Origin of the sequence: Desulfovibrio sp. ZJ746 (assembly GCF_011039155.1) — a bacterium.
Taxonomy (GTDB): domain Bacteria; phylum Desulfobacterota; class Desulfovibrionia; order Desulfovibrionales; family Desulfovibrionaceae; genus Desulfovibrio.
Genome location: NZ_JAAKEK010000002.1, coordinates 165,314 through 188,173 on the forward strand (window position 1 = coordinate 165,314; position 22,860 = coordinate 188,173).

Genomic DNA, 22,860 nt, shown 5'->3' on the forward strand with positions numbered 1-22,860 from the left:
CGGGCGCCCCGCGTCTCCCCCACTCCTTCCTTCGCCACGGAGAGCGCCATGAAACTCGACCCCCGCGCCTGCCGCCGGCTCCTGCATGAGGCCAATCCCATCCGCCTGTTCGGCAAGGTCAACAAGGTCGTCGGGCTGGTGGCCGAGGGCAGCGGCCTGCGCGCGCCGCTCGGCGCGGTCTGCCACATGCTGCCCGAGGGCGGCGCCGAGGGCGTGGCCGCCGAGGTGGTGGGCTTCCGCGACGGCAACCTGCTCTTCATGCCCTATGGCGACATGCGCGGCATCCGCCCGGGGAGCCTCATCCGCAATACCAGCATGCCGCCGGTCTTCCCCGTGGGGCCGGACCTTCTCGGCCGGGCCTTCGACGCCTTCGGCACGCCGCTGGATGCCGGGCCGCCGGTGAGCGCCGAGCTCTCGGGCTCGCCGCTGCCCCCGGGCGAGCAGGACAAGGCGGATTACGAACGCCAGATGGAGCTCCAGGCGCCCCACACGCCCGAGTGGGCGGTCAAGGCGCGCCAGCTCTGGCAGCCGGAGCTCGCGCAGCTCTACACCGACCCGCCGAGCCCGCTCCAGCGCCCGCGCATCACCGACATGCTTGATGTGGGCGTGCGCTCCATCAACAGCCTCATCACCCTGGGCAAGGGCCAGCGCGTGGGCATCATGGCCGGCTCGGGCGTGGGCAAGTCCACCCTCATGGGCATGATGGCCCGCTACACCAAGGCGGATGTCAACGTCATCGCGCTCATCGGCGAGCGCGGCCGCGAGGTGGTGGAATTCATGGAGCGGGACCTCGGCCCCTCGGGCATGGCGCGCTCGGTGCTCGTCATCGCCACGTCCGACCAGTCGCCGCTCGTGCGCATGCGCGCGGCCTACGCGGCCACGGCCGTTGCCGAATACTTCCGCGACAAGGGCATGGACGTTTTGCTCATGATGGACTCGGTGACGCGCTTCGCCATGGCCGCCCGCGAGGTGGGCCTCGCCGTGGGCGAGCCGCCCACCACCAAGGGCTACACGCCCTCGGTGTTCGCGCAGCTTCCCAAGCTCTTGGAGCGCGCCGGCCGCTCGGCCACGGGCACCATTACCGGCATTTATACCGTGCTCGTGGACGGCGACGACTTCAACGAGCCCATCGCCGACGCCGTGCGCTCCATCCTCGACGGGCACATCGTGCTCACCCGCGACCTCGCCGACCAGGGCCACTTCCCGGCCATCGACGTGCTCCGCTCCATCAGCCGCCTGCGCTCGGACATCTGCCCGCGCGAGGACGTGGTGGCGGGCCGCATCGTGACGCGGCGCATGAGCACCTTCCGCCGCGTGGAAGACATGGTGAATATCGGCGCCTACGCCAAGGGCAGCAACGCGGAGATCGACGAGGCCATCTCGGCCATGCCGGCCATCAACGCCTTCCTCTGTCAGGAAGTGGGCGACCCGCAGAACCTGGAGCAGTCCATGGCGCAACTGCGCGAGCTCGCCGGCATGGGCGGCGCCCCGCAGCAGGGCATGCCACGCCCGGCCCCGCAGGGGGCTCCGCAGGTGGCGCGGCGCTGAAGGGCGGCTGAGCGCAAACGGAAAACCTGGCGCATATTTTTGCACCAGCACCCTCGTGAGCACATCTCCAACACGCGTCTCTTTCCGACAACTTGGGGACATGCTTGGCCCAGCGCAGGCGCCTTTTGGGGCTAATATGCCAGCTGGAACCCTTATTGGAAAGGGACAGTCGCCATCATGAGAAAAGAAGGAGCTTGGTCAACATCCTGGGTTGGTAAACATAGAAAAAGAAGCGTATCGTTTCATTGTCCTACAGGAGATATCATCAACCCCTACAACTGCCTGATTGGGATACGCCCCGGAATAGAGCGCGGATACGGTTTTTAGCTCGCCTGCGAATACGGCAATATCTTTTCTGGCAGGGAAGGTCGGAGAGGATCGCCATAATGGAAAATTTTAATTAGAGTCGTTATTTCTACTGGCATATTGGTTTTGTCTTACGGCAAGTCATCTTTTGCGAGCCGATATTGTATCGCGTGTGACGAAGTTCCCGTGCTAAAATAAAAGGGCAACAAACTATTAAAAGACCACTCAGTATATGAGAACGATCGATATTACGGATTCTGCAGGGGAAGGGAGAAAAAATTAAATGAGATATCCATAAATAGAACTCAACCTCACTCTCTATGGGAATAAATCTCCTACCTGAATTTTATAATGATTGTGTAAAGTTTATTCCCATAATTATGTGTTGATGTATAGCAATCTAGTTGCATAATTCTTCTAATAATAAAATATCCAAATAAAGGTTATGGATCGCTAAGTTCTTTATATGCTTTCTTTCCCAATAAAAGTTATGACTGATCGATTCTGACTCAGTCCATCAATAATGGCGCTACTCTTTTTATACTCAGATAGCGGCCTCGCACAAACATAAATACTTTTTTTAATAATCCATAGAGCGCTACTAGAATTGCTATAATATAGATGGGCTCAGTGTAGGTATAGTAACGCTCGAGCATAATGTGGCTATAAGCGACAGCTAGAACAGAAAACTGATGGGTAGATACAAGAACAATAATTAAAAAGCGAATATCCTTGCATAACATGAAAGCTAATACCAATATGACAAGAGCACTAATTGAATAAGCAATGCCCTTTCGAGCCAAGACGCCGGGCCGCCAATCCTTAACCACCCCCAGGGTGCTGAGGAAGTACCCCACTCGTACTTTTGCTAACTCTCTGGAGTGGTTGATACTTAAGCCGTTTTCAATTTCTCTGGTGATATGCGTCAGATCAAGCAGGGAATATTTTATTGCAGGATTTCTCCATTCCTTGCTGGACTTCCAATACACACCCCCTATACGGTCATTAATGATCTCTGCAAAATGATTATAGCGGGTTGGCAGGGAAATGGATTGTAGAGGTTTGTTACGATACCTTTTTTTCAGATCTGATTCAACTTGATCATAATTTTTTATTTTTTCATTAAGCAACTTCTCTGCCAATATTTTTGAGCGTGAGGTTGGCATGTTTTGTATATCCTTCTCCTCCAAAAAATATGCTATTCTCCTCACTGAAACCTGATACTGAATAGTACCAAAACAGAGGTTTCCACATGTAAGGGAAAGGAACATAATATATACATATCCGAATAGTAATATAATTCCATTGATTTCATATTCAATATTACGTTTCAACCTTTTTTTATAGAAAAGGTATATTAAATAAAAAGTGCTAATAATGAGCGCTGCCAAGGCCACAGGGCGAATAAGAAAAGTATACAGGGCAAAAAAACATGATAAATATAAGAAAAATATTTTATTTGTTTTATGAAATAAAAGCACGGACGCGGTCCAGATAAATAATGTGGACTGCCCTAAGGATTCAGATAAAATCCACCGCATGGAAGCAGGAGGGGCTATATATAATCCTAATAGTAAAATTAATCCATATAGAATAAGCTCAACACATGAGGCATTAGATGGCAGGAGTGCCGAATACAAAAAAACAATTGCAAAACATAATATAAGAAATTGAACGATAACAATCAAATTTAATGAAGGAGCCAATCCCTCCTCTCGAAAGAGGAGCGCAGCCATATTTCCCTTATGGCCCCTGCCGTAATTCCAGAGTTCATCTGGCTTATGGTTCCGCATCTCCCTATATACTTGGTCTATTTTCCTATTCTCGCCAATTGTAAAGAGCTTTAGAAATAGAGGATATCCAGGCGATCTGAATGATCCGAACGGATGAATAAGGAAATTCGATTCATACTTTAAATAACTTTCTGTATCTGGCTGAACAGCATAGAGTTCACCTTTGATTATACTCCCTGTATTAAAATTTGAAATAGTATATTGCTGAAAAAAAATAGCGGAAATAATACATATTACCATCAAAATAAATATGAGTTTATGCGCAGATGTACTATATACTTTTAACATATGGCAGTTCTCCATACCATGCATTTGTCCTCAACACCGCTTTGCAGTGCTATCCGCGGTATCCACACCTGACGCGATGTCCTGTTATAAGGACAATAATGGAAACATTGCACCTGATTTACCACAGCTATAGCTGATACCGAGATTTTTGGCAATATAAAATTGCCACTTTAATAAGATAGTGTGCAATTAGAGTGAAATAGCAGCGCATTTTTGTATTGACAAAAATTGCCATACCGCTCCTGCACCTTGCGGTCAACACGTCGCAGCGCTTTTCGGAGGTGGTTGCGCTCACAAGGACGACGACACATCCCAGCTGGTCTTTGCCAAGCTAAAGAAGATGCTAAATATATTCATTACAAACAAAATCAACAGTTTTCCCAACTTTTCAAGGGGAAATGGCGCGTGGCATCCCGCCTTGCTGAAGCGCTCCGTTCCCTGCACCGCTAACCCATCCAAAGCCTGCCAAAAGGCGCACAGTATCTTTTTCTTCACTCACTCTGGAGACCTGCGGGTATTTTCTGGGGAGCTGTTGCGATGCATCTTCCGGCTGGCAGATCAAGTGCCTCCATATCTGATTCATTCAGGAGTTGAACAGGAGTTGAACCCCTTGCGCGTCCGCATTCTGGTTGCATCGGGATCTTCCGTGTGATGAGAGGCTACAAAATCTGGCATTGGTGGATATCGATGCAGGCTGGTAACGCTCCCCTTCACCACATACCGAGGGGCCCTTCTGGCTCCCCCATACCTTGATCTGGTAAGCGGGACCGTGCTGCGCCCTCGATGCGGCAGCTTCAGGGACAATCATGGAAGGGAGTAAAATTATCAGCGAAGCGCGGGGCCCTTCTGCACTGGCGCATCCAGATAACCTGCCTTCCAAGCACCGGGGCTCTACCGCTACCTTTCCCAACCATCCTATACAGGCCAGGCGAGATCCCAAAGGCGTCAAACGCTGCCCGGGCCGCGGAAACACCTGTCCACCCGTGGCCAACTTCTCTTTTCATGACAAATAGAGACAGCTCCTAGGACGCGACCGCCCGGAAATTGCGGTTCAGCCACTCGGCGATGGCCGGCACGCCGTCCTCGTCGGCCCGGAACCAAGTGTTCGGGTGCCGGCTCACCACTTTGCGCCAGGCGAGGAAGCGGCAGCCGAAGCTGGTCACGCCCTCGGCATCCGGCTTGGGCATGCTGCGCACGATGACGCCGCGCACGAAGAGGGGATTGGGCTCGCCGCCCTTGCCGAAGTCGCCCTTGAGCAGCAGCGGGTCATAGAGCACGGAGTGCGAAAGCGGGCAGGCGGCCAGCACGTCGAGGCGCATGCCCGAGGCCGAGAGCTCGCCGAGCTCGCATTCCCCGTTCTCCAGCGGCGTCCAGGCGAGGTCGGGCAGTGCCTCCGGCCCCCCGTTCACGAGGCGCCCGTACCAGATGCCGAAGCCATCGGCGTTTTCGCGCTCGAGATTGACGCGCTTGCTGAAGCGCCGCTGGTGGTGGTCCAGCGATTCGGGAAGCGGAAAGACAAGATAGACCGAATTGAGCGGCCCGTTGTAGATGCGGGCGAGCTTCGTCAGGAAGTGGCAGGTCACGCGCTTGCCGTCGTCCATGACCACGAAGTAGCCCCTGACCTCCGAGCCCCAGATGATGGGATGCTCGGCCAGCTGCTCGAGCTCGGCCCGGATGACGAAGTGCCCGTTCTTGATCATGATGCAGGGCGCGGCGAAACGCGAGACCTCGCACTTGTCCAGCAAAAAGACAAGGTGGATGGGCACGTCCTGGGAGCGCGCCAGGGTGAAGCAGCGCACGGTCTGTTCGAGCGCTTCCTGTTTCGGGTCGGGCATGGGCACCTCGCTGCCTGTGAGCCCTGAAGCATACCCAAAGCGGCCCCGCAAGGCAATCGGGCGGTTTTCATTGCGTATTTGCCCGGCGGCTGCTAAAGTGGAGGCGATAGTACAGGCAGAGGCACCAATTGCCGGCCCGCCCGGGCCCCGCCATGCCGGCGGGCGAAGCGGGCAGCCGGCGCGGTTCGGCCGCGTCCGCGGCCGGCCCTTTCGGCATATCCCGGATGTGCGCATGCGCGGCCGCGCCGTGCGCCCGCGGCATTCGGCGCGCCCGATGCGCAAACCGCGCACCGGCACCACCGCAGGAGCGAGGAGGCTCTATGGCAAGCCAGGCATTGATCAAGGACTTTGAAGAGCTGCTCGGCAAGGAAAACGTGTTCACCTCCGAGGCCGACCGGCAGAGTTATTCCTTTGACTCGGCCGTGCTCCCCTCGGTGACGCCCGCCATGGTGCTCAGGCCCACCACCACGGAGCAGCTGGGCGCGTGCGTGAAAAAACTCTACGAGGCCGGCGTGCCCATGACCGTGCGCGGCGCGGGCACCAACCTCTCCGGCGGCACCATCCCCGACAGCGTGGACTCGGCCGTCATCCTGACCACGGCCTTGAACCGCATCCTCGAGATCAATTCCAATGACCTCTACGCCGTGGTCGAGCCCGGCGTCATCACGGCCCAGTTCGCCGCCGAAGTGGCGAAAAAGGGCCTCTTCTACCCGCCGGACCCGGGCTCCCAGACCGTGTCCACCATCGGCGGCAACATCGCCGAGAACGCGGGCGGCCTGCGCGGCCTCAAGTACGGCGTCACCAAGGACTACCTCATGGGCATCGAGTTCTACGATTCCACGGGGGCCCTGGTGCGCTCGGGCTCGCGCACGGTGAAGTGCGTGACCGGCTACAACCTGCCCGGGCTCATGATCCAGTCCGAGGGCACGCTCGGCATCATCTCCCAGGCCGTCATGAAGCTCATCCCGCCGCCGCAGGCCTCGCAGGCGCTCATGGCCGTGTTCGCCGACATGCAGGACGCGGCCGAGGCCGTGGCCGGCATCATCGCCGCGCACATCCTGCCCTGCACGCTGGAATTTCTCGACAACAACACCATTATCCGCGTGGACGACTTCACCCATGCGGGGCTCCCGCGCGAGGCCGGCGCCATCCTGCTCATCGAGGTGGACGGCCATCCGGCCCAGGTGGCCGACGACGCCGCCGCCGTGGAGAAGGTCCTCAAGGCCAACCGCGCCACGGCAGTGCACGTGCCCAAGGACGCCGAGGAAAAGAACCGCCTCTGGGAGGCCCGCCGCCAGGCGCTCCCGGTGCTCGCCCGCTGCCGGCCCACCACCGTGCTCGAGGACGCCACGGTGCCGCGCTCGCAGATCCCGGCCATGATGAAGGCCGTCAACGAGATCGCGGCCAAGCACAAGGTCGAGGTCGGCACCTTCGGCCACGCCGGCGACGGCAACCTGCACCCCACCTTCCTCTGCGACAAGCGCGACAAGGAAGAGTTCTCGCGCGTGGAAGCGGCCGTGGACGAAATGTTCGACGTGGCCATCCGCCTGCAGGGCACGCTCTCGGGCGAGCACGGCATCGGCACGGCCAAGGCCAAGTGGCTGGAAAAGGAGACCGGGCGCGGCGCCATCGAGTATTCGCGCAGGCTGAGGCACGCCCTCGACCCCAAGGGCCTGCTCAATCCCACGAAAATGGTGGAGATCTAGCCCATGGAAAACAATCTGCAAAAGTTGGCCCAGCGCCTCATGGCGCTGGACGACAAGATCACGGCCTGCATGCGCTGCGGCATGTGCCAGGCGGTCTGCCCCATGTTCGGCGCCTCCGGGCAGGAGGCCGACGTGGCCCGGGGCAAGCTCTTCCTCATCAACAACCTCGCGCACATGCTCCTTGACGACCCCGAGGCCCTGGCGGACAAGCTCGGGCGCTGCCTGCTCTGCGGCTCCTGCCAGGCCGCGTGCCCGCCCGGCGTGGAGATCATGGCCATCTTCCGGGAGGCGCGCGAGGTGGTGTATACCTATCTCGGGCTGAACCCGGTCAAGAAACTGGTGTTCCGCACCCTGCTCGCCAAGCCCGGGCTCTTCAACTTCGCCATGCGCGTGGGCGCGCCCATGCAGGGGCTGCTCTTCCACAAGACGGGCGACGTGCAGGGCACGGTCTGCGCGCCCATGTTCAACTTCTTTCTGGGCGACCGGCACATCCGGCCGCTGGCGAAAAAGCCGCTGCACGCCATCTACGGCGCCCTCGACGAGCCCAGGCCCGCCGGCGGCATCAAGGTGGCCTTTTTCCCGGGCTGCCTCGGCGACAAGATGTATGTGGAGATGGGCCAGGCCTGCCTCAAGGTGCTGAAGCACCACAAGGTCGCGGTCTACATGCCCGCGGAATTCGCCTGCTGCGGCATCCCGGCGGTCTCCTCCGGCGACGCCAAGGGCATGGAAAAGGAGCTCAAGGCCAACCTCGCCATCCTTGCCAAGGGCGATTTCGACTATATCCTTACCCCGTGCGCCTCCTGCACCTCCACCATCAAGGAGCTCTGGCCCGAGTACGCCAAGCGCCTCGGCCCCTCGGAAGCCAAGCTCGCCGAGGACTTCGCGCAGAAGGCCATGGACATCAACGTCTTCATCGTGGACGTGCTCGGCGTGACCCCGGCCGCCCAGCCCAAGGGCGGGGCCACGGATGTCACCTATCACGACTCCTGCCACCTCAAGAAGTCCCTCGGGGTGAGCCGCGAGCCGCGCATGGTGGTGGAGGCCAACCCGGCCTATACAATGAAGGAGATGAACGAGGCCGACCGCTGCTGCGGCTGCGGCGGCTCCTTCAACCTCTTCCACTACGATTATTCGCGCAAGATCGGCCAGCGCAAGCGCGACAACGTGGTGGCCTCGGGCGCCAGGATCGTGAGCGCGGGCTGCCCGGCCTGCATGATGCAGCTCGAGGACGTGCTCTCGCAAAACAAGGACGACATCAAGGTCAAGCACACGGTGGAACTCTACGCCGAAAGCCTCGACTGAGACGGCGCCCGCACAAGGATCAAGGACGGCGCGGCCCGGAAGGGCCGCGCCCGCGTTCAAAATCTGCAAAGGAGCAAGATATGCCCCCTGTGAACCCGGAACTGGTCGAGGCTTTCAGCGCCAAGGCCGCCCTGGTCAATGCCGTGGTGCAGGAGCTGCCCACCATGGCGGCGGCCCTGCAATACGTGGTGGATGTCTGCGCGAGCAAGGCGCCCGCCGAACTGCTCGCCGACGAGCCGGGCACGGAAAAGGGCCCGCTCGGCCCCAACAAGTGCCCCACCCGCGTGCAGCGCGTGGTGGCCGCCCCCGGCCTTGACGAGGCGGACTTCGCCGAGCTCCAGAAAGCCTGCCAGGAAAAGGGCTTCCTCTGCCTGCGCGAGGGCCTGCGCGGCTATCTCGCCGGCATCGACGTGGGCCTGTCCCAGGCCGTGCTCGGCGTGGCCGCCAGCGGCACCTGCATGCTCGACACGGATAACGAGGACGTGCGCCTCGCGGGCATGATCTCCGAGGTGAACGTGGTGCTCCTGCGCAAGTCGGAGATCTATCCCGATCTCCCCTCCATCGCCGGCCAGCTGCGCGAGCGCATGAACGACCACAAGGACGGCGCCGGCACCTTCACCACCTTCGTCACCGGGCCGAGCCGCACCGCCGACATCGAGCGCGTGGCCGCGGTGGGCGTTCACGGCCCGCTGGAACTGCACATCATCCTTCTGGAGGAAGGCCATGCATAAAGCGCCGTCCACCCTTTCCGACTACCGCAAACAGATCGACGAGGCCCTGGGCGACGAGTTCCTGCGCCGCACCCTCGACACCTTCGCCGTGGCCTACAAGGCCAACCGCGAAGCCGTGTTCAAGGACGTGGACGAGCGCAGGCTCATCGAGGAGATCGCCGCCGCCAAGGACGACGCCTGCCAGCACATGGAGGAGCTCTACGAGGAGTTCAAAAAGAACGCCGAAAAGCTCGGCGTGCATGTGCACCGCGCGGCCGACGCCGAGGACGCCAACCGCATCATCGTGGGCATCGCCAAGAAGAACCACGTCAAGCGCGTGGTCAAGTCCAAGTCCATGACCGCCGAGGAGATCCAGCTCAACCCCGCGCTGGAGAAGGAAGGCATCATCGTGGACGAGACCGACCTCGGCGAGTGGATCATCCAGCTGCGCCATGAGGGCCCCTCGCACATGGTCATGCCGGCCATCCACCTCTCCCGCTACCAGGTGGCCGACAACTTCGAGAAGGAGACCGGCGAGAAGCAGGAGGCCGAGGACGTCCAGAAGCTCGTCAAGGTGGCGCGCGTGCAGCTTCGGCGCAAGTTCATCGCCGCGGACATGGGCGTTTCGGGCTGCAACTTCGCCATTGCCGAAAACGGCGCCATCTCGACGGTCACCAACGAGGGCAACGCCCGCATGGTGGAGACGCTGGCGCCCATCCATGTGGCCGTGGCCGGCCTCGACAAGCTGGTGCCCACGCTGGACGTGGCCCTCACCGCCCTGCAGGTGCTGCCGCGCAACGCCACGGCCCAGCGCCTCACGGCCTATGTGAGCCTCATCTCCGGCTGCGTGCCCTGTGCCGTGGGCCCGGACGGCCGCAAGGAACTCCATGTGGTCTTTCTCGACAACGGCCGCACCGAGATCGCGAAAGACCCGCTCTTCTCGCAGATCTTCCGCTGCGTGCGCTGCGGCGCCTGCGCCAACGTGTGCCCGGTGTTCCGCCTCGTGGGCGGCCACAAGATGGGCTACATCTATATCGGCGCCATCGGCCTCATCCTCACCTACTTCTTCCACGGCAAGGACAAGGCCAAGGTGCTCTGCCAGAACTGCGTGGGCTGCGAATCCTGCGCCAACGTGTGCGCCGGCGGCATCGACCTGCCGCGCCTCATCCGCGACATCCGCGCCCGCTGCTCCGAGGAGCAGGGCTCGGGCGCCCAGGCGGCGCTGCTCGCCTCGGTGATGAAGAACCGCAAGCTCTTCCAGACCCTCTTGCGCTTCGCGAGCAAGGCGCAGAAGCCCTTCACCGGCGGCACGCAGTTCCAGCGGCATTTGCCCAACATGTTCCTCGGCAAGCACGGCTTCAAGGCCCTGCCCGCGCTGGCGCCCAAGGCCTTCCGCGACAAGTGGGAGTCCATCCGGCCGCGCGTGCAGAACCCGGTGATGAAGGTCGCCATCTTCGGCGGCTGCGCGCAGGACTTCATCTATCCCGAGCAGCTTGAGGCGGCGGTGAAGATCATGGGCGCGAAAAACGTGGCCGTGGACTTCCCCATGGAGCAGACCTGCTGCGGGCTCCCCGTGGAGATGATGGGCGAGCGCAAGACCTCCACCGAGATCGCCAAGCAGAACATCGGCGCCTTCGACCCCAAGGACTATGACTATATCGTCACGCTCTGCGCGAGCTGCGCCTCGCACCTGAAGCATGTCTATCCGAAGCTGCTGGAGAACGATCCCGAGCGCTACGAGGCCCAGGCCTTCGCGGACAAGATCATCGACTTCAGCTCCTTCGTGCGCGACAAGCTGGGCCTCAAGCCCGAGGACTTCGAGAAGAGTGGCGAGAAAGTCACCTACCATGCCTCCTGCCACCTCTGCCGCGGCCTCAAGGTCAAGGAGGCCCCGCGCGAGCTCATCGCGGACGCGGCCGAATACGTGCCCTGCGAGGAAGAAGAGGTCTGCTGCGGCTTCGGCGGCACCTATTCCATGAAGTTCCCGGAGATCTCGGGCCAGCTCATGGACAACAAGCTGAAGCACATCGCGGACACCGGGGCCGAGCGCCTTGTGGTGGACTGCCCCGGCTGCGTCATGCAGATCAAGGGCGGCGCGGAAAAGAAGGGCCAGAAGATCAAGGTGCAGCACATCGCCGAGCTCTTGGCCGAAAACCTCAAGAAGGACTAGCCAGCCGCCCGCAGGGGCGACCGGCTCACCGGGGCGCGCTTTCCGCAAGGGGGCGCGCCCCTTGTTTTTGGGACGGCACCCGCGCCGGAACAAGAAAGGCCGGGAGGCGGTGCCTTCTGGCATGGATTGACATACAGGGCGACAAGCTCAATACTTGATGCGCTTTCAGGGCAGAGGGAACACTTTTCACATCTGGCACAGGCCTCTTTTGCCTTTCGTCAGCATCTCATTCCAAATTGCACCATGGCGCACCGGCTATGAATGTTGTGTACTCCATCATCGCCATCGGCATAGGCGCAACGGGCGGGGCAGCCTTCCGCTGGCTCCTCGGCCACGCGCTGCACGCCCTCTACCCCTCCATCCCGCCGGGAACGCTTGCCGCCAACTGGCTGGGCGCCTACATCATCGGCCTTGTCTCCAGCATTTTCGCGGCCTGCAACATCACATCTTCCTCATACCTCTATCTGATGGTGATCACGGGTTTTCTGGGCGCGCTCACCACGTTTTCCACCTTCACGCATGAAATGGGCACGCTCATCCGCCACCATGAGTACTGGACGGCCGTGGGCGGCATCGCGCTGCATGTGTGCGGCTCGCTCATCCTGTTCTTCCTCGGGATCGCCACCTTCATGCTGTTCCATCACGCGGAGTGACGCGAGAGAAACGTTTTACTGCGGCTCTACGGCCACACAAATCTCCATAAGGGAGGGAACCATGGCCAAATACAAAGTGACCGGAAAGGTCAGCAAGCCTGAACTGGGCGCCGCCGGCACCGTGACCGCCTCCAAGATCGTCGACGCGGACTCGGAGAGCGAAGCCATCGCCAAGGCGAAAGAGAAGTGGCTGGGCGTGTATGATTACATCATCAAGGACGGTAACGACATCCTGGAGATCAAAGTCGCCGCCATCTAGGGTATCCGCATAACGCTACCTCAACTCCCGGCCGCGGCCGCAGCAAGACCCGCGCCTTCGGTGCCCCCGACACGGCATCGGAGGCGCGCGCGTTTTTTGTGACCGCCGCCCTCCCCTTTGCGCCCCAACCTGCCGGCGCCGTGCAGGACTTTGTGAAAAAAATTGCCTGCCTGCGAGCCGGGAAAAGTGCCCGGCGCCCCTTGCGCATTGACCGGGCTTTACGCTATCCATAAAGGACTGGAGAGTATTTCTGACATCGGCCCGCGAACCGACGCGGCGCCCCCACCTTCGCCGGCGCTGGCGCGAAGGGGCGGGGCCCGCGCCCTTCCAGCAGGTTCTTCGGGCTCGGTGCCGCAAACCGGGTCCCGAGGGAGGTTTTCATGTCAATCGGATTTCTGGCCTTGCTGGCGATCATCCCCATTGTGGTCGCCCTCATCCTGATGGTGGGCATGCGCTGGCCCGCCACCAGGGCCATGCCCTTCGCGTGGGGCGCGTGCGTGGTCTGCGCCATCTTCGGCTGGGACATTTCCATCCTGCGCCTCATGGCGCTCTCCATCCAGGGCGTGATCATCGCCATCGGCGTGCTCATCATCGTCTTCGGCGCCATCCTCATCCTCTACACGCTCGAGAAAAGCGGCGGCATGGAGACCATCCAGTACGGCATGCAGAACGTGAGCCGTGACCGCCGCGTGCAGGCCATCATCATCGGCTTCCTGTTCGCGGCCTTCATCGAGGGCGCGGCGGGCTTCGGCACGCCCGCGGCCCTGGCCGCCCCGCTGCTGCTCGGCCTCGGCTTCCCGGCCATGGCCGCGGCCGTGGTCTGCCTCGTGTTCAACAGCGTGCCGGTCTCCTTCGGCGCGGTGGGCACGCCTATCCTCGTGGGCTTCGGGCTGCTCAAGGAAAAGATCGCGGCCCTCGTGGGCGCGGACCCGAACCTGCCCTTCACGGGCTTTGACGGCTTCGCCAAGCTCGTGGGCGAGTGGGCCACCCTCATGCACGGGCCCATGGCCGTCATCCTCACCATCTTCATGCTCGGCTTCATGACCCGCTTCTGGGGCCCCGAGCGCTCCTGGGCGGCCGGCTTCCGCGCCTGGAAGTTCTGCGTGTTCGCGGCCATCTGCTTCCTCGTGCCCTACATGGCCTGCGCCTGGGCCCTCGGGCCGGAGTTCCCGGCCATGCTCGGCGGCCTCATCGGCCTCGCCGTGGTGGTGTGGGGCGCCAAGCAGGGCATCTGCGTGCCCAAGGACAGCTGGGGCTTCGGCGATCCTTCCAAGTGGGAGGCGTCCTGGTCCGGCACGGCCAGCCAGAACACGAGCACCGAGTTCAAGGCCCACATGAGCCAGTTCCAGGCGTGGCTGCCCTATGTGATCATCTGCTTCCTCCTCGTCATCTCCCGCATCCCGGAACTCGGCATCAAGGGCTGGATGACCGCGCAGAAGATCACCTTCAGCAACATCCTGGGCTTCAAGGACATCACCGAGAGCATCACCTATCTCTATCTCCCGGGCACCTTCTTCATCTTCGTGGCCCTGCTCACCATCTGGCTGCACAAGATGCCCGCCCCGGCGGTCAAGGCCGCGTGGAGCGAGAGCTTCCAGAAGATGAAGTCGCCCACCATCGCGCTGTGCTTCGCCGTGGCGCTCGTCGCCATCTTCCGTGGCTCGGCCGTGAACCCGCTGGGCGCGCCCTCCATGCCGCTGGCCCTCGCCGAGACCGTGGGCGCCGCCGCCGGCGCCATCTGGCCCCTGCTCGCGGCCTTCGTGGGCGGCCTCGGCGCCTTCATCACCGGCTCGGCCACCATCTCCGACCTCATGTTCGGCGAGTTCCAGTGGGACATGGCCACCATGCTCACCCTGCCCCGCTCCATCATCGAGGCGGCGCAGACCGTGGGCGGCGCCATGGGCAACATGATCTGCATCCACAACATCGTGGCCGCCTGCGCCGTGGTCGGCCTCTCCGGCCGCGAGGGCGAGGTCATGCGCAAGACCTTCTGGCCCTTCCTGCTCTACGGCTGCGTGGTCGGCATCATCTGCTGGGTCCTGGTCGCGGCCAATCCCGGCGCGTTCTAGGAGCTTCAGCGGGGCTTTTCGCCCCTCCAACATCAAAAGGCGCACGGCTTTCGGGCCGTGCGCCTTTTTTGGTGGGCGCCCGTTTCGGTCCTACCCGGCCCTTTGTGCGGGCGCGCCGGAAAAGTCCTTTACAGGGGGCGGCGATGGGCCTAGTCTACAGGGGTCCCGGCTGATCGGGGCACAAAGCCCGTATGGGAGAATGAAAATGAAAAAACTGCTTTTTGCCGCCGCGGCCCTCTGCGCCTTCGGATTCATCGGCTCCGCCCAGGCTGCCGACACCAAGACCCCGGATCCCTATGACCTTCCCCTCGTGGGCGAATATGTCAATGACGCCGGCTTCCTCGTGATCGCCCCGGCCGCCAAGGGCGAGAACGCCAACTACAACGTGGGCCTGCAGGACAAGTCCGGCAAGTGCAGCCTCGAGATCGTGGCCGGCACCTGGCAGAACTCCGAGCAGAAGAGCCCCATCAGCAAGCCCACGCACCCCAAGGCCATCGTTGCCGTGCAGTCGCAGGACTTCCCCAACTTCTCCCTCTGGCCTGAAGACGAAAAGATCCGCCTGGCCGACGACGCCCTGCCGCTGGACAAGCTCGATCCGGCCTGCGCCGTGTTCAAGGGCAACATGGTCTTCACCCGCAAGTGACCATCCGCGCATGAGCGCTCAAGGCCGCGGCCCGCACACCCGGGGCCGCGGCCTTTTTTGCGCGCAAAAAGCCTCCCGTCCGGCGGGAGGCTTTTGCGTTGTCAAAAGAACGGCGCGACCCAGAGAGCCCGGGACATGCGCGGGGCGTTTCCGGCCCTTGGCTTCTAGCCCCGCATGGCGGCGAGCGCCGGGATGCGCCACCAGTACCACTGGCTCACCAGCGTTTCGTCATCCGGGTCCCATTCGCCGCATTCCTCAAAGTAACGGAACACGTCGCGTTCCACCGGGCTGGCATCGCCGCGCCCGGCGCACTGGCGCAACCGGAACAGGATGACCATGCACTCGAAGAGGCTGAAGCAATCTTCTTCGGTGGTGAAGCCCTTTTTGAGGAGGCTCGTGAATTCGCGGTAAAAGCGATTGTCCTCGGGCACACAACGGTCAAAATCTTCCGCATGTTCGATGAGATAGCGCAGGCTGCGGCAAAACAGCACCTGGCGCGGGTCGGCCGAGGCATGCGCGATGCGGGCGGCATAGAGCTTTTCCAGGTCATGGCGGTAGGCGGAAAGAGGCATAGGGCACCCCAAAATATGTGTAAAGAAATACCTCTTCACAAATATTATAGGAAACGGTTTCGCTTATCAAATAATAAATAGGGGCCACCCCGAATCCCCCGCGGACCTGGCGCGCCACCCCTTGTCACCGGCAGGGCGAGCCGCGGATTTTTCTCGACCTTTGCTCCGCGCTTTGGCATGCTGCCCCAAGGCGCCGGGCCTTCACGGGCTCGCGGCGCGGCCGGGAAGCGACACATGCTCTACGTCATAGAAAATCTCCTCAAGCGCCGCCAGCGCGAGCAGGGCTACCGCCTGCTCATCAGGAGCCTGCACATCCCGCGCGGGGCGCGCCTCGCCATCACGGGCCCCAGCGGCTGCGGCAAGAGCACCACGCTCGACCTGCTCGGCCTGGCGCTCAGGCCGGACTCTGCCGCGCGCTTCACCTTCGCCCCGGATCCCGACGCTGCGCCGCTGGATGTGACCGCCCTCTGGGCCGGCGGGCGCCATGACGCCATGGCCGCCCTGCGCCTTGCGCACATGGGCTATGTGCTCCAGTCGGGCGAGCTCTTGCCCTTTCTGACCGTGGGCGAAAACATGACGCTCACGGCGCGGCTTGGCGGCATGCCGGACGCCGAGGCCGAGGCCCGCGCCCGCGGCCTCGCCGAGGCCCTGGGCGTGGCCCATCTCAGGGGCGCCATGCCGGCCACGCTTTCCGTGGGCGAGCGCCAGCGGGCGGCCATCGTGCGCGCGCTCACCCCGGGGCCGCAGCTCATCCTCGCGGACGAGCCCACAGCCGCGCTCGACCCGGTGCACGCCGGCCGCGTCATGGACGCCTTTCTCGCGGCGCTCGACCTCCATCAGGGGAGCCTCGTGCTCGTGACGCACAATGCCGGCTGGGCGCGGCGGGGCGGCCTTACGGAACTGGCCTTCCGCATGGAGGAGGACGAAGGCGGCGTCACCGCCGTCCTCGACGATGACGCGGGCGCTGCGACGGGCTCCCCGGGCGGGGAGGGCGCGCCATGCTGAAAAAGGTCTGGCTCGCCGTATGCCTCGCCGCGCGCGACTGGCGCTTCGAGCGCTCGCTCACGCTCTGCGCCATCCTTGCGCTGGCCAGCATGCTCACGCCGCTGCTCGTGCTCCAGGGCCTGAAGAACGGCGTCATCGAGGGCATGCGCGAGCGCCTGCTGCAAGACCCCACGGTGCTCATCATCACGCCCAAGAGCGACGGCGGCCGCTTCACCGAGGCCGAGGTGCGCGCCTTCGGCGAGCTCCCGGGGGCGGCCTTCGCCATCGGCCGCACCCGCGACACCGCCACGGACATCACCCTCGCCGCCGGTGCGGACGGCAGCGGCAAGAGCGCGAGCCTCTCGCTGGAGCCGAGCGCCCCCGGCGAACCCGTGCTCGCGCATCTTGGCATCACGCCGCCCGCGGACGGAGCCGAGCCCGGGCTCGTGCTTTCGGCGCCCGCGGCCCAGGCGCTTGGCGCCGGGCCCGGCGCGAGCCTTTTGGCCAGGCTCGGGCGGCGCACGCCCGAAGGCCGGCTGGAATCGGCGCGCATGGTCTTCCGCGTGACCGCTGTGCTCCCCGAAGCCGCGGCCGACCGGCGCATGGCCTTCGCGCCGCTCTCCACCCTGCAGGACCTTGAAGACTACCGCGATTATCTGGAAGTCCCGTCCCGGGGCTTCACGGGCACTCCCCGCGAGGGCGGCCGCCGCTACGCCTCCTTCCGGCTCTACGCGCGCGACCTCGACGCGGTGGAAGGCCTCGCCACGGCCCTCGGCGAGCGGCACATCGAGACGCGCACACGCTCGCGCGAGATAGCGGCCATCCGCATGCTGGAATCGTCCATCAACCAGGTCATCCTCATCATTTCGCTGGCCGTGGGCGCGGGCTTCGCCGCGTTCACCATAAGCTCCGTGCAGGGCGCGGTGGAGCGCAAGCGCCGGATGCTCGGCATGCTGCGCCTTCTGGGCTTTCCGCACGCGGCGCTCGTGCTGTATCCCATGGCGCAAAGCCTGCTCACCTCCCTCAGCGGCTTCGGGCTCTCCTGCCTGCTCTACCTTGCGGTGAGCCTTGGCATAGCGCAGGCCTTCGCCGGCCAGGGCGGCATCGCCTGCCGCCTCGGCCCGGCTGACGTGGCCATCGCCTGCGCCGCCGTGGTGGCGCTCTCCCTGCTCTCCACGGCCCGGGCCGCCCGCGCGGCCGCCGCCGTCGAACCCTCCATCGTCATCCGCGAGGTCTGACCATGCCCGCGCCCGCTTTCTCCCCGCGCTTCGGCGCGCGCTGCCGCCGCGCCCTCGCCCTGCTGCTGCCCCTGCTCCTGCTTATTCCGCGACCGGCGCTCGCCGCCTTCACCTCGGCCCATGACGGCGTCCCTGTGGAGAGCGCCTGGAACCCGGCGCCGGCCAGGGACGACATCGTGCTGCCCATGCCCTGCGGCCTTTCCCTCACCCTGCGGGCCGTGGCGGTGCCCGCGGGCGGCCTCATCAAGGACAGGACCTTCTCCATGGGCGTGGTCAACGCGGCCGACGGCGAGCGCCAGATCTACGAACGCCAGTTCGACGGCCACATCGCCGCGCCCTTCACCGAAGGGGACCTCCCCGCGGACTGGCGGGGCGCCGTGGCAGGAGGGGCCAAAAAAACCGGTGCCGACACCTATTATTTCATCGGCAAGTACGAGATCTCGCGCCTCCAGTGGGACGCGGTGATGCGCGCCGTGAACGACGACGGCATCGTGGACGAAGCCGCCTGCCCGGTGAAGGGCGCGACCGCGCCGGCCGGCGCCAACTTGCCGCAGGGCGGCGTCTCGTGGTTCGACGCGCAGCAGTTCCTCCAGAAATACAATGCCTGGCTCGTGCGCGAGCACCCGGAGAGCCTGCCGCACTTCGCGGGCACGAAAAACGTGGGCTTTTTGCGCCTGCCCACCGAGGAGGAATGGGAATTCGCGGCGCGCGGCGGCGCCGGCGTGGCCCCGGAATGGTGGGCCGACAAGGACGTGTTCCCGCTGGAGGAAGGCAAGGCGCTCAAGGATTATGGCGTCTTTTCCGGGGATACGGCGCTCTCCGGGCCCGCGCCCATAGGCTCGCGCCACGCCAACCCGCTGGGCCTGCACGACACGCTCGGCAATGTGCGCGAAATGACGGACGGCTTCTTCCGCCTGTCCATCGCCGACATGCAGGGCGGCATGGTGCGCCACCGCCTGCACGGGGCGGCTGGCGGCGTGCTCGTCAAGGGCGGCGGCTTCCGCAGCGACGAGGCCGGGGTGGCGCCCGGGCGGCGCGACGAGGTGCCGCTGTACACAGCTTCGGGCCCGAGCCGGCCGGAAGATCTGGGCCTGCGCCTCGTGCTCTCGGGCATCAATATCCCCAATGCGGAGCGGCTCGAGACGCTGCGCAAGGAGGAACGCGCGCCCGCGCCCATGCCCGGGGCCGTGAAGCCGGGGCGCACGCCGCTGGAGGCCGTGGAGGCCCTGGCGGCCACGGCGCCGGCCCTCAAGCCGCAGCTCGACCAGTTGCGCGCCATGCTCGAGGACCAGGAAAGCGCGGGCCAGCGCGAGCGCGCCGCCACCCTGGAGCACGAATTCCGCTCCCTGCTCTACCAGGCCGAGACCCTGCGGGCCTTCGCCTTTCGCTACAGCGCGGCGCACAAGCAGGAGGAAAAGATCCGCGAGATGCTGAAAAAGCCCGCGGACGCGGCCACCAAAAAGCAGCTTGAAAAGCTCAGGGCCGAGGTGGCCGGCGACCTCAAGGACTATCTCGAATCCCTGCGCATGGGCGCGGGCTATTACAAGACGAGCCTCGCCCTCGTGGGGGCGGCCCCGAAGGACGAGACCGAACGCCTCGCCGCGCAGGCCAGGCGCGAATACGGCGGCGCGGGCGTGTTCAACACGCACATGACGCAGAATATCGGCGTGCTCGAAAAATGGCTGGCCCAGGCCCGCGCCAAGGGGGCCGCGTCCCTGAGCGTCAGGGACATCCTCAAGGGCATCCTGCCCGAGCAGCATTACAAGGTGCTGCCGCTCTAGCGGCGGAAAACCACAGCATTCCCACGGAGACCATGTTTTACGGCTGGAAACTCGGCGCCCTCACCATGGGCTGCAACTTCATGCTCCAAGGCAGCGCCCTCTACTGCATGAACGCCTTTATGGAACCGCTCTGCGAGCTCAACGGCTGGACGCGCGCCGGCCTCAACCTGAGCATGGGCGTGGCCTCGCTCATGGGGCAGCTCGCCATGCCGCTGGCAGCGGCCGTGTCCGCCAGACGCTCCCTGCGCCTGCTCACCACGCTGGGCGCGCTCGCGGGCGGCGCCGCCACGCTCGGCATGGGCCTGACCGGCAACCTCGCGCTCTTCACGCTCTCTTTCATCCTTGTCTGGGTGTGCAGCCAGTTTTGCGGCGGCGTGGTGGGCAATGCGCTCATCAGCCGCTGGTTCCGCCATTTTCAGGGCCGCGCCTTCGGCCTCGCCAATGCCGGCACCTCGCTTTCAGGCGTCATCCTGCCCTTTTTCTGCATGCTGCTCATCCACAGCTTCGGGGTGACGGCGGCGTACACGGCGCTCGGCGTGCTCACCTGCCTTTTGGCGCCGCTCTCGTGGAAGCTCGTGCGCGACGAGCCCCAAGCCCTCGGGCTGCACCCGGACGGCCGGCGCCATGAGCCGCATGTGCCCAGGGCCGCGCCCATGAACACCTCCTTCACGGCGCTCGCCCATTCGCGCCCGGCGTGGTTCGTGGGCGCCGCCTTCGGGCTCGCGCTCATGACCGGCTCGGCCTTCATGAGCCAGATGAAGCCGCGCTTCGCGGACCTCGGCCTCGAGGCGTGGACGGCCATGCTGCTCGCCTGCCTTTCCGCGCTGTTCGCGGCGCTCGCCAAGTACGCCTGGGGCTGGGTGAGCGACCGCGCAACGCCCCTCACCGCGTCCAGGCTGATCATGGCCCTGAGCGCGGCCAGCGTGGCGCTCTTGGCGCTGCCGCCAACGCTCCCGAGCCTCGTTGTGTTCAGCATGGCCTTCGGCGGCTGCATCGGGGGCCTGTGGGCGGTGCTGCCCGCGGTGGTGGCCTGGTATTTCGGCAGCCGCAACTTCCTCGCGGCCTACAAGTTCATCTCGCTGTTCATCATCCTGCGCTGCGCGGGCTTTCCGGTGGTGGCCCTCTCGCACGACCTCTTCGGGAGCTATGCGCTGGCTGACGCCTTTTTCGGCGCTGCCCTGCTCACCGCTCTTGTGCTCACCTTCCTGCTCCGGCCCGGCGGCGCCGTGGAGAACACGCATCACCGGCGCTGAGGCGCGCCGCTAGTTGGCCGCCCCCGAAGCGGAAGAGGCGTGCGCGGCCTGTGCGGCCTCGGCCTTGGCTGCGGCCACCGGCGTGGGGCTGGCGCCCCAGGGCGTACCGCTGAGCAGGCCGCCGGGCTGGTCGGTCATGAACATGTGCGTGGTGGGGTAGGCCCCCAGCACATGCTCGTCATTGAGCTTCTGCTGGATGGCGAGGTTCACGGCCGAGCGCGTCAACTGGAAGCGCTTGATATTGGGCTCGTGCACGACATAGATGAGCTGGAACATATAGTTGGCGCTGCCGAACCTGAGCATGCAGGCGCGCTCGTAGCTGCAATCGGGGAAGGACTCCACCACCTCGCGCAGCATGTCGGGCACGCGCCTGACCACATCGAGCGGCATCTCGAAGGCCACGCCGAGCTCCAGCACCACGGGGCGCTCGTTCACATTGCCGAGGTTGACGATGACGCCCGTGGTCATCTCGGAATTGGCGCAAACGATGAGGTCGCCCTCGAGATTGCGCAAATGGGTGGTCTTGGGGCCCATGTATTCCACGTCGCCGGCCTTGCCGTTCGAGAGTTCCACATGGTCGCCGATGCGGAAGGGCTTGTCGAGCAGGATGACGATATAACTGAAGAAATCCTCGAGAATAGCCTTGCCGGCCAGGCCCACGGCCACGCCCATGATGCCGAGGCCGGCCACGATGGTCGAGACGTGGAAGCCCAGGTTGTCGAGCAGGAAGGTCAGGCCCACGGCCCAGATGATGCCCGTGATGATGGGCATGAGCGAGCGGCTTTGCGAGGTCTTGAGCGTCTCGCCGTGGCGGCGCATGTAGAGGTCGAGGTTGAAGGGCACGAAGGCGGCTACGAAGGCGATGGCGATGACCGTGCAGACGATGCTGAAGAGGGTGGCGAGCGCGTTGGCATAGACCGGCGCCAGCACGAGCATGCGCGCGGCCCAGGACACGATGCCCACATAGCAGAGCCGCTTCAGGTGCAGCATGACGCGCTCGTACATGGGGAAGTCCATGGCCCTGACCCCGGCAGCGCCCTGGGCGTCCGTATTGGTCTGGTACTTGCGCTCCATGAAGGCCTCGAACTTGCGCTCGGCCCACGGCCAGAACACATGCACGGCGATGAGCGCCAGAAGCATGATGCCGAAGATGCAGGCCAGCCTGAGCGGCGGGTTCTGGTGCAGGAATTGCCGGTAATCGAAATATTCGAGCAGGATCTTCCAGGTCTCGGGATTCATCCTCGGCCTCCTGGGATGGATGGCGCCGCAAGGGGCGTGAGGCCGAAGTATGCCGCATTTCGGCCCGCCGCGCCAGAGGCAGCCGGGGGGCGGGACGCGCCCGGCGGACGCGCCCCTTGCCCGGTCAGGACTCCTCAGCCGAAAAGACCTCCCGCGCCGCAAAGAGGCCGTTGAGCGCCGCCGGGAAGCCCGCATAGACGGCCATCTGCATGCAGACCTCGATGAGCTCCGCGCGCGTGCAGCCCACGCGGAGCGCCGCCGCAAGATGCACCAGGAGCTGCGGCCGCGCATTGCCGAGGGCCGTGAGCGCCGCCACGGTGATGAGCTCCCGGCTTTTGAGGTCGAGCCCGGGGCGGCCCATGATGTCCCCGAAGGGGAATTCCACGAGATAGCGCGCGAAGTCCGGCGCGATGCCGGCGAGGCGCCGGACGACGGCTTCGCCGCCTTCGCCGTCGATGCGTTTCAAAAGGGCGAGGCCCCGTGCATAGCGTTCGTTTTCCATTTTTTCCTC

18 protein-coding genes are annotated in these 22,860 nt (G+C 63.6%); 13 read left to right on the forward strand and 5 right to left on the reverse strand.

Features of this window, described 5'->3' with window-relative positions; genetic code table 11:
* The first annotated feature begins 48 nt into the window (after window positions 1-48).
* A complete protein-coding gene (locus tag G7Y54_RS05090) occupies window positions 49-1,548 on the forward strand; it encodes a FliI/YscN family ATPase (RefSeq protein WP_165078208.1) in 1,500 nt (499 codons plus the stop codon).
* An 815-nt stretch (window positions 1,549-2,363) separates the two neighbouring features.
* Here the strand turns inward: G7Y54_RS05090 and G7Y54_RS05095 are convergent.
* Together G7Y54_RS05095 and G7Y54_RS05100 are read right to left on the reverse strand one after the other, a co-directional pair.
* Window positions 2,364-3,590, reverse strand: coding sequence for a hypothetical protein (locus G7Y54_RS05095; protein WP_165078209.1), 1,227 nt, complete (start codon window positions 3,588-3,590; stop codon window positions 2,364-2,366).
* 1,367 nt (window positions 3,591-4,957) lie between these two features.
* On the reverse strand, window positions 4,958-5,770 hold the full coding sequence (locus tag G7Y54_RS05100; RefSeq protein WP_165078210.1) for a hypothetical protein: 813 nt from the start codon (window positions 5,768-5,770) through the stop codon (window positions 4,958-4,960).
* A 320-nt stretch (window positions 5,771-6,090) separates the two neighbouring features.
* On the opposite strand from G7Y54_RS05100, the gene G7Y54_RS05105 reads away from it, so the two are divergent.
* From G7Y54_RS05105 to G7Y54_RS05140, 8 genes are all read left to right on the forward strand, one after another.
* Entirely contained in the window at window positions 6,091-7,476 is a 1,386-nt protein-coding gene (locus tag G7Y54_RS05105) for an FAD-linked oxidase C-terminal domain-containing protein (protein ID WP_165078211.1), read from the forward strand.
* Window positions 7,477-7,479: 3 nt separating this feature from the next.
* On the forward strand, window positions 7,480-8,778 hold the full coding sequence (locus G7Y54_RS05110) for a (Fe-S)-binding protein (RefSeq protein ID WP_165078212.1): 1,299 nt from the start codon (window positions 7,480-7,482) through the stop codon (window positions 8,776-8,778).
* Between the two features lie 80 nt (window positions 8,779-8,858).
* Window positions 8,859-9,509, forward strand: a complete 651-nt coding sequence (locus tag G7Y54_RS05115) for a lactate utilization protein (RefSeq protein ID WP_165078213.1) — start codon at window positions 8,859-8,861, stop codon at window positions 9,507-9,509.
* Entirely contained in the window at window positions 9,502-11,658 is a 2,157-nt protein-coding gene (gene ldhH, locus G7Y54_RS05120; RefSeq protein WP_165078214.1) for an L-lactate dehydrogenase (quinone) large subunit LdhH, read from the forward strand. Before G7Y54_RS05115 ends, ldhH begins: the two co-directional genes overlap by 8 nt.
* Before the next feature lie 257 nt (window positions 11,659-11,915).
* Window positions 11,916-12,311, forward strand: coding sequence for a fluoride efflux transporter CrcB (locus G7Y54_RS05125; RefSeq protein ID WP_165078215.1), 396 nt, complete (start codon window positions 11,916-11,918; stop codon window positions 12,309-12,311).
* 61 nt (window positions 12,312-12,372) lie between these two features.
* Window positions 12,373-12,570, forward strand: a complete 198-nt coding sequence (locus G7Y54_RS05130) for a hypothetical protein (RefSeq protein ID WP_165078216.1) — start codon at window positions 12,373-12,375, stop codon at window positions 12,568-12,570.
* A gap of 380 nt (window positions 12,571-12,950) precedes the next feature.
* The gene (locus G7Y54_RS05135) at window positions 12,951-14,639 is read left to right on the forward strand and encodes an L-lactate permease (protein ID WP_165080191.1); all 1,689 of its coding nucleotides are present in this window, start codon (window positions 12,951-12,953) and stop codon (window positions 14,637-14,639) included.
* Window positions 14,640-14,844: 205 nt separating this feature from the next.
* Window positions 14,845-15,282, forward strand: coding sequence for a hypothetical protein (locus G7Y54_RS05140; RefSeq protein ID WP_165078217.1), 438 nt, complete (start codon window positions 14,845-14,847; stop codon window positions 15,280-15,282).
* 164 nt (window positions 15,283-15,446) lie between these two features.
* Here G7Y54_RS05140 and G7Y54_RS05145 read toward each other — a convergent pair whose 3' ends face one another.
* Window positions 15,447-15,854 (reverse strand): hypothetical protein, encoded by a 408-nt coding sequence (locus tag G7Y54_RS05145; protein WP_165078218.1) that lies wholly within the window; start codon window positions 15,852-15,854, stop codon window positions 15,447-15,449.
* Between the two features lie 234 nt (window positions 15,855-16,088).
* On the opposite strand from G7Y54_RS05145, the gene G7Y54_RS05150 reads away from it, so the two are divergent.
* From G7Y54_RS05150 to G7Y54_RS05165, 4 genes are read left to right on the forward strand one after another with little or no spacing between them, the layout of a single operon-like run.
* Complete coding sequence (locus G7Y54_RS05150; RefSeq protein WP_165078219.1) at window positions 16,089-16,859, forward strand: ATP-binding cassette domain-containing protein; 771 nt, start codon at window positions 16,089-16,091, stop codon at window positions 16,857-16,859.
* Complete coding sequence (locus G7Y54_RS05155; RefSeq protein ID WP_165078220.1) at window positions 16,853-18,076, forward strand: FtsX-like permease family protein; 1,224 nt, start codon at window positions 16,853-16,855, stop codon at window positions 18,074-18,076. The genes G7Y54_RS05150 and G7Y54_RS05155 overlap by 7 nt, the downstream gene beginning before the upstream one ends.
* Before the next feature lie 2 nt (window positions 18,077-18,078).
* A complete protein-coding gene (locus G7Y54_RS05160; protein ID WP_165078221.1) occupies window positions 18,079-19,857 on the forward strand; it encodes an SUMF1/EgtB/PvdO family nonheme iron enzyme in 1,779 nt (592 codons plus the stop codon).
* Between the two features lie 32 nt (window positions 19,858-19,889).
* Complete coding sequence (locus G7Y54_RS05165) at window positions 19,890-21,110, forward strand: MFS transporter (protein WP_165078222.1); 1,221 nt, start codon at window positions 19,890-19,892, stop codon at window positions 21,108-21,110.
* Window positions 21,111-21,119: 9 nt separating this feature from the next.
* Here G7Y54_RS05165 and G7Y54_RS05170 read toward each other — a convergent pair whose 3' ends face one another.
* Together G7Y54_RS05170 and G7Y54_RS05175 are read right to left on the reverse strand one after the other, a co-directional pair.
* Complete coding sequence (locus G7Y54_RS05170) at window positions 21,120-22,349, reverse strand: mechanosensitive ion channel family protein (RefSeq protein ID WP_165078223.1); 1,230 nt, start codon at window positions 22,347-22,349, stop codon at window positions 21,120-21,122.
* A 124-nt stretch (window positions 22,350-22,473) separates the two neighbouring features.
* Window positions 22,474-22,851: a carboxymuconolactone decarboxylase family protein gene (locus tag G7Y54_RS05175; protein WP_165078224.1), complete on the reverse strand. Its 378-nt coding sequence runs from the start codon at window positions 22,849-22,851 to the stop codon at window positions 22,474-22,476.
* Between the last annotated feature and the right edge of the window lie 9 nt (window positions 22,852-22,860).

Bases quoted from the DNA above. Each gene is read 5' to 3' on its own strand.
- G7Y54_RS05150 (WP_165078219.1), top strand. From the start codon at position 16,089: ATGCTCTACGTCATAGAAAATCTCCTCAAGCGCCGCCAGCGCGAGCAG.
- G7Y54_RS05110 (WP_165078212.1), top strand. From the start codon at position 7,480: ATGGAAAACAATCTGCAAAAGTTGGCCCAGCGCCTCATGGCGCTGGAC.
- G7Y54_RS05125 (WP_165078215.1), top strand. From the start codon at position 11,916: ATGAATGTTGTGTACTCCATCATCGCCATCGGCATAGGCGCAACGGGC.
- G7Y54_RS05155 (WP_165078220.1), top strand. From the start codon at position 16,853: ATGCTGAAAAAGGTCTGGCTCGCCGTATGCCTCGCCGCGCGCGACTGG.
- G7Y54_RS05090 (WP_165078208.1), top strand. From the start codon at position 49: ATGAAACTCGACCCCCGCGCCTGCCGCCGGCTCCTGCATGAGGCCAAT.
- G7Y54_RS05105 (WP_165078211.1), top strand. From the start codon at position 6,091: ATGGCAAGCCAGGCATTGATCAAGGACTTTGAAGAGCTGCTCGGCAAG.
- G7Y54_RS05140 (WP_165078217.1), top strand. From the start codon at position 14,845: ATGAAAAAACTGCTTTTTGCCGCCGCGGCCCTCTGCGCCTTCGGATTC.
- G7Y54_RS05175 (WP_165078224.1), bottom strand. From the start codon at position 22,851: ATGGAAAACGAACGCTATGCACGGGGCCTCGCCCTTTTGAAACGCATC.
- G7Y54_RS05095 (WP_165078209.1), bottom strand. From the start codon at position 3,590: ATGGCTGCGCTCCTCTTTCGAGAGGAGGGATTGGCTCCTTCATTAAAT.
- G7Y54_RS05160 (WP_165078221.1), top strand. From the start codon at position 18,079: ATGCCCGCGCCCGCTTTCTCCCCGCGCTTCGGCGCGCGCTGCCGCCGC.
- G7Y54_RS05115 (WP_165078213.1), top strand. From the start codon at position 8,859: ATGCCCCCTGTGAACCCGGAACTGGTCGAGGCTTTCAGCGCCAAGGCC.
- G7Y54_RS05100 (WP_165078210.1), bottom strand. From the start codon at position 5,770: ATGCCCGACCCGAAACAGGAAGCGCTCGAACAGACCGTGCGCTGCTTC.
- G7Y54_RS05145 (WP_165078218.1), bottom strand. From the start codon at position 15,854: ATGCCTCTTTCCGCCTACCGCCATGACCTGGAAAAGCTCTATGCCGCC.
- ldhH (WP_165078214.1), top strand. From the start codon at position 9,502: ATGCATAAAGCGCCGTCCACCCTTTCCGACTACCGCAAACAGATCGAC.
- G7Y54_RS05170 (WP_165078223.1), bottom strand. From the start codon at position 22,349: ATGAATCCCGAGACCTGGAAGATCCTGCTCGAATATTTCGATTACCGG.
- G7Y54_RS05165 (WP_165078222.1), top strand. From the start codon at position 19,890: ATGTTTTACGGCTGGAAACTCGGCGCCCTCACCATGGGCTGCAACTTC.
- G7Y54_RS05130 (WP_165078216.1), top strand. From the start codon at position 12,373: ATGGCCAAATACAAAGTGACCGGAAAGGTCAGCAAGCCTGAACTGGGC.
- G7Y54_RS05135 (WP_165080191.1), top strand. From the start codon at position 12,951: ATGTCAATCGGATTTCTGGCCTTGCTGGCGATCATCCCCATTGTGGTC.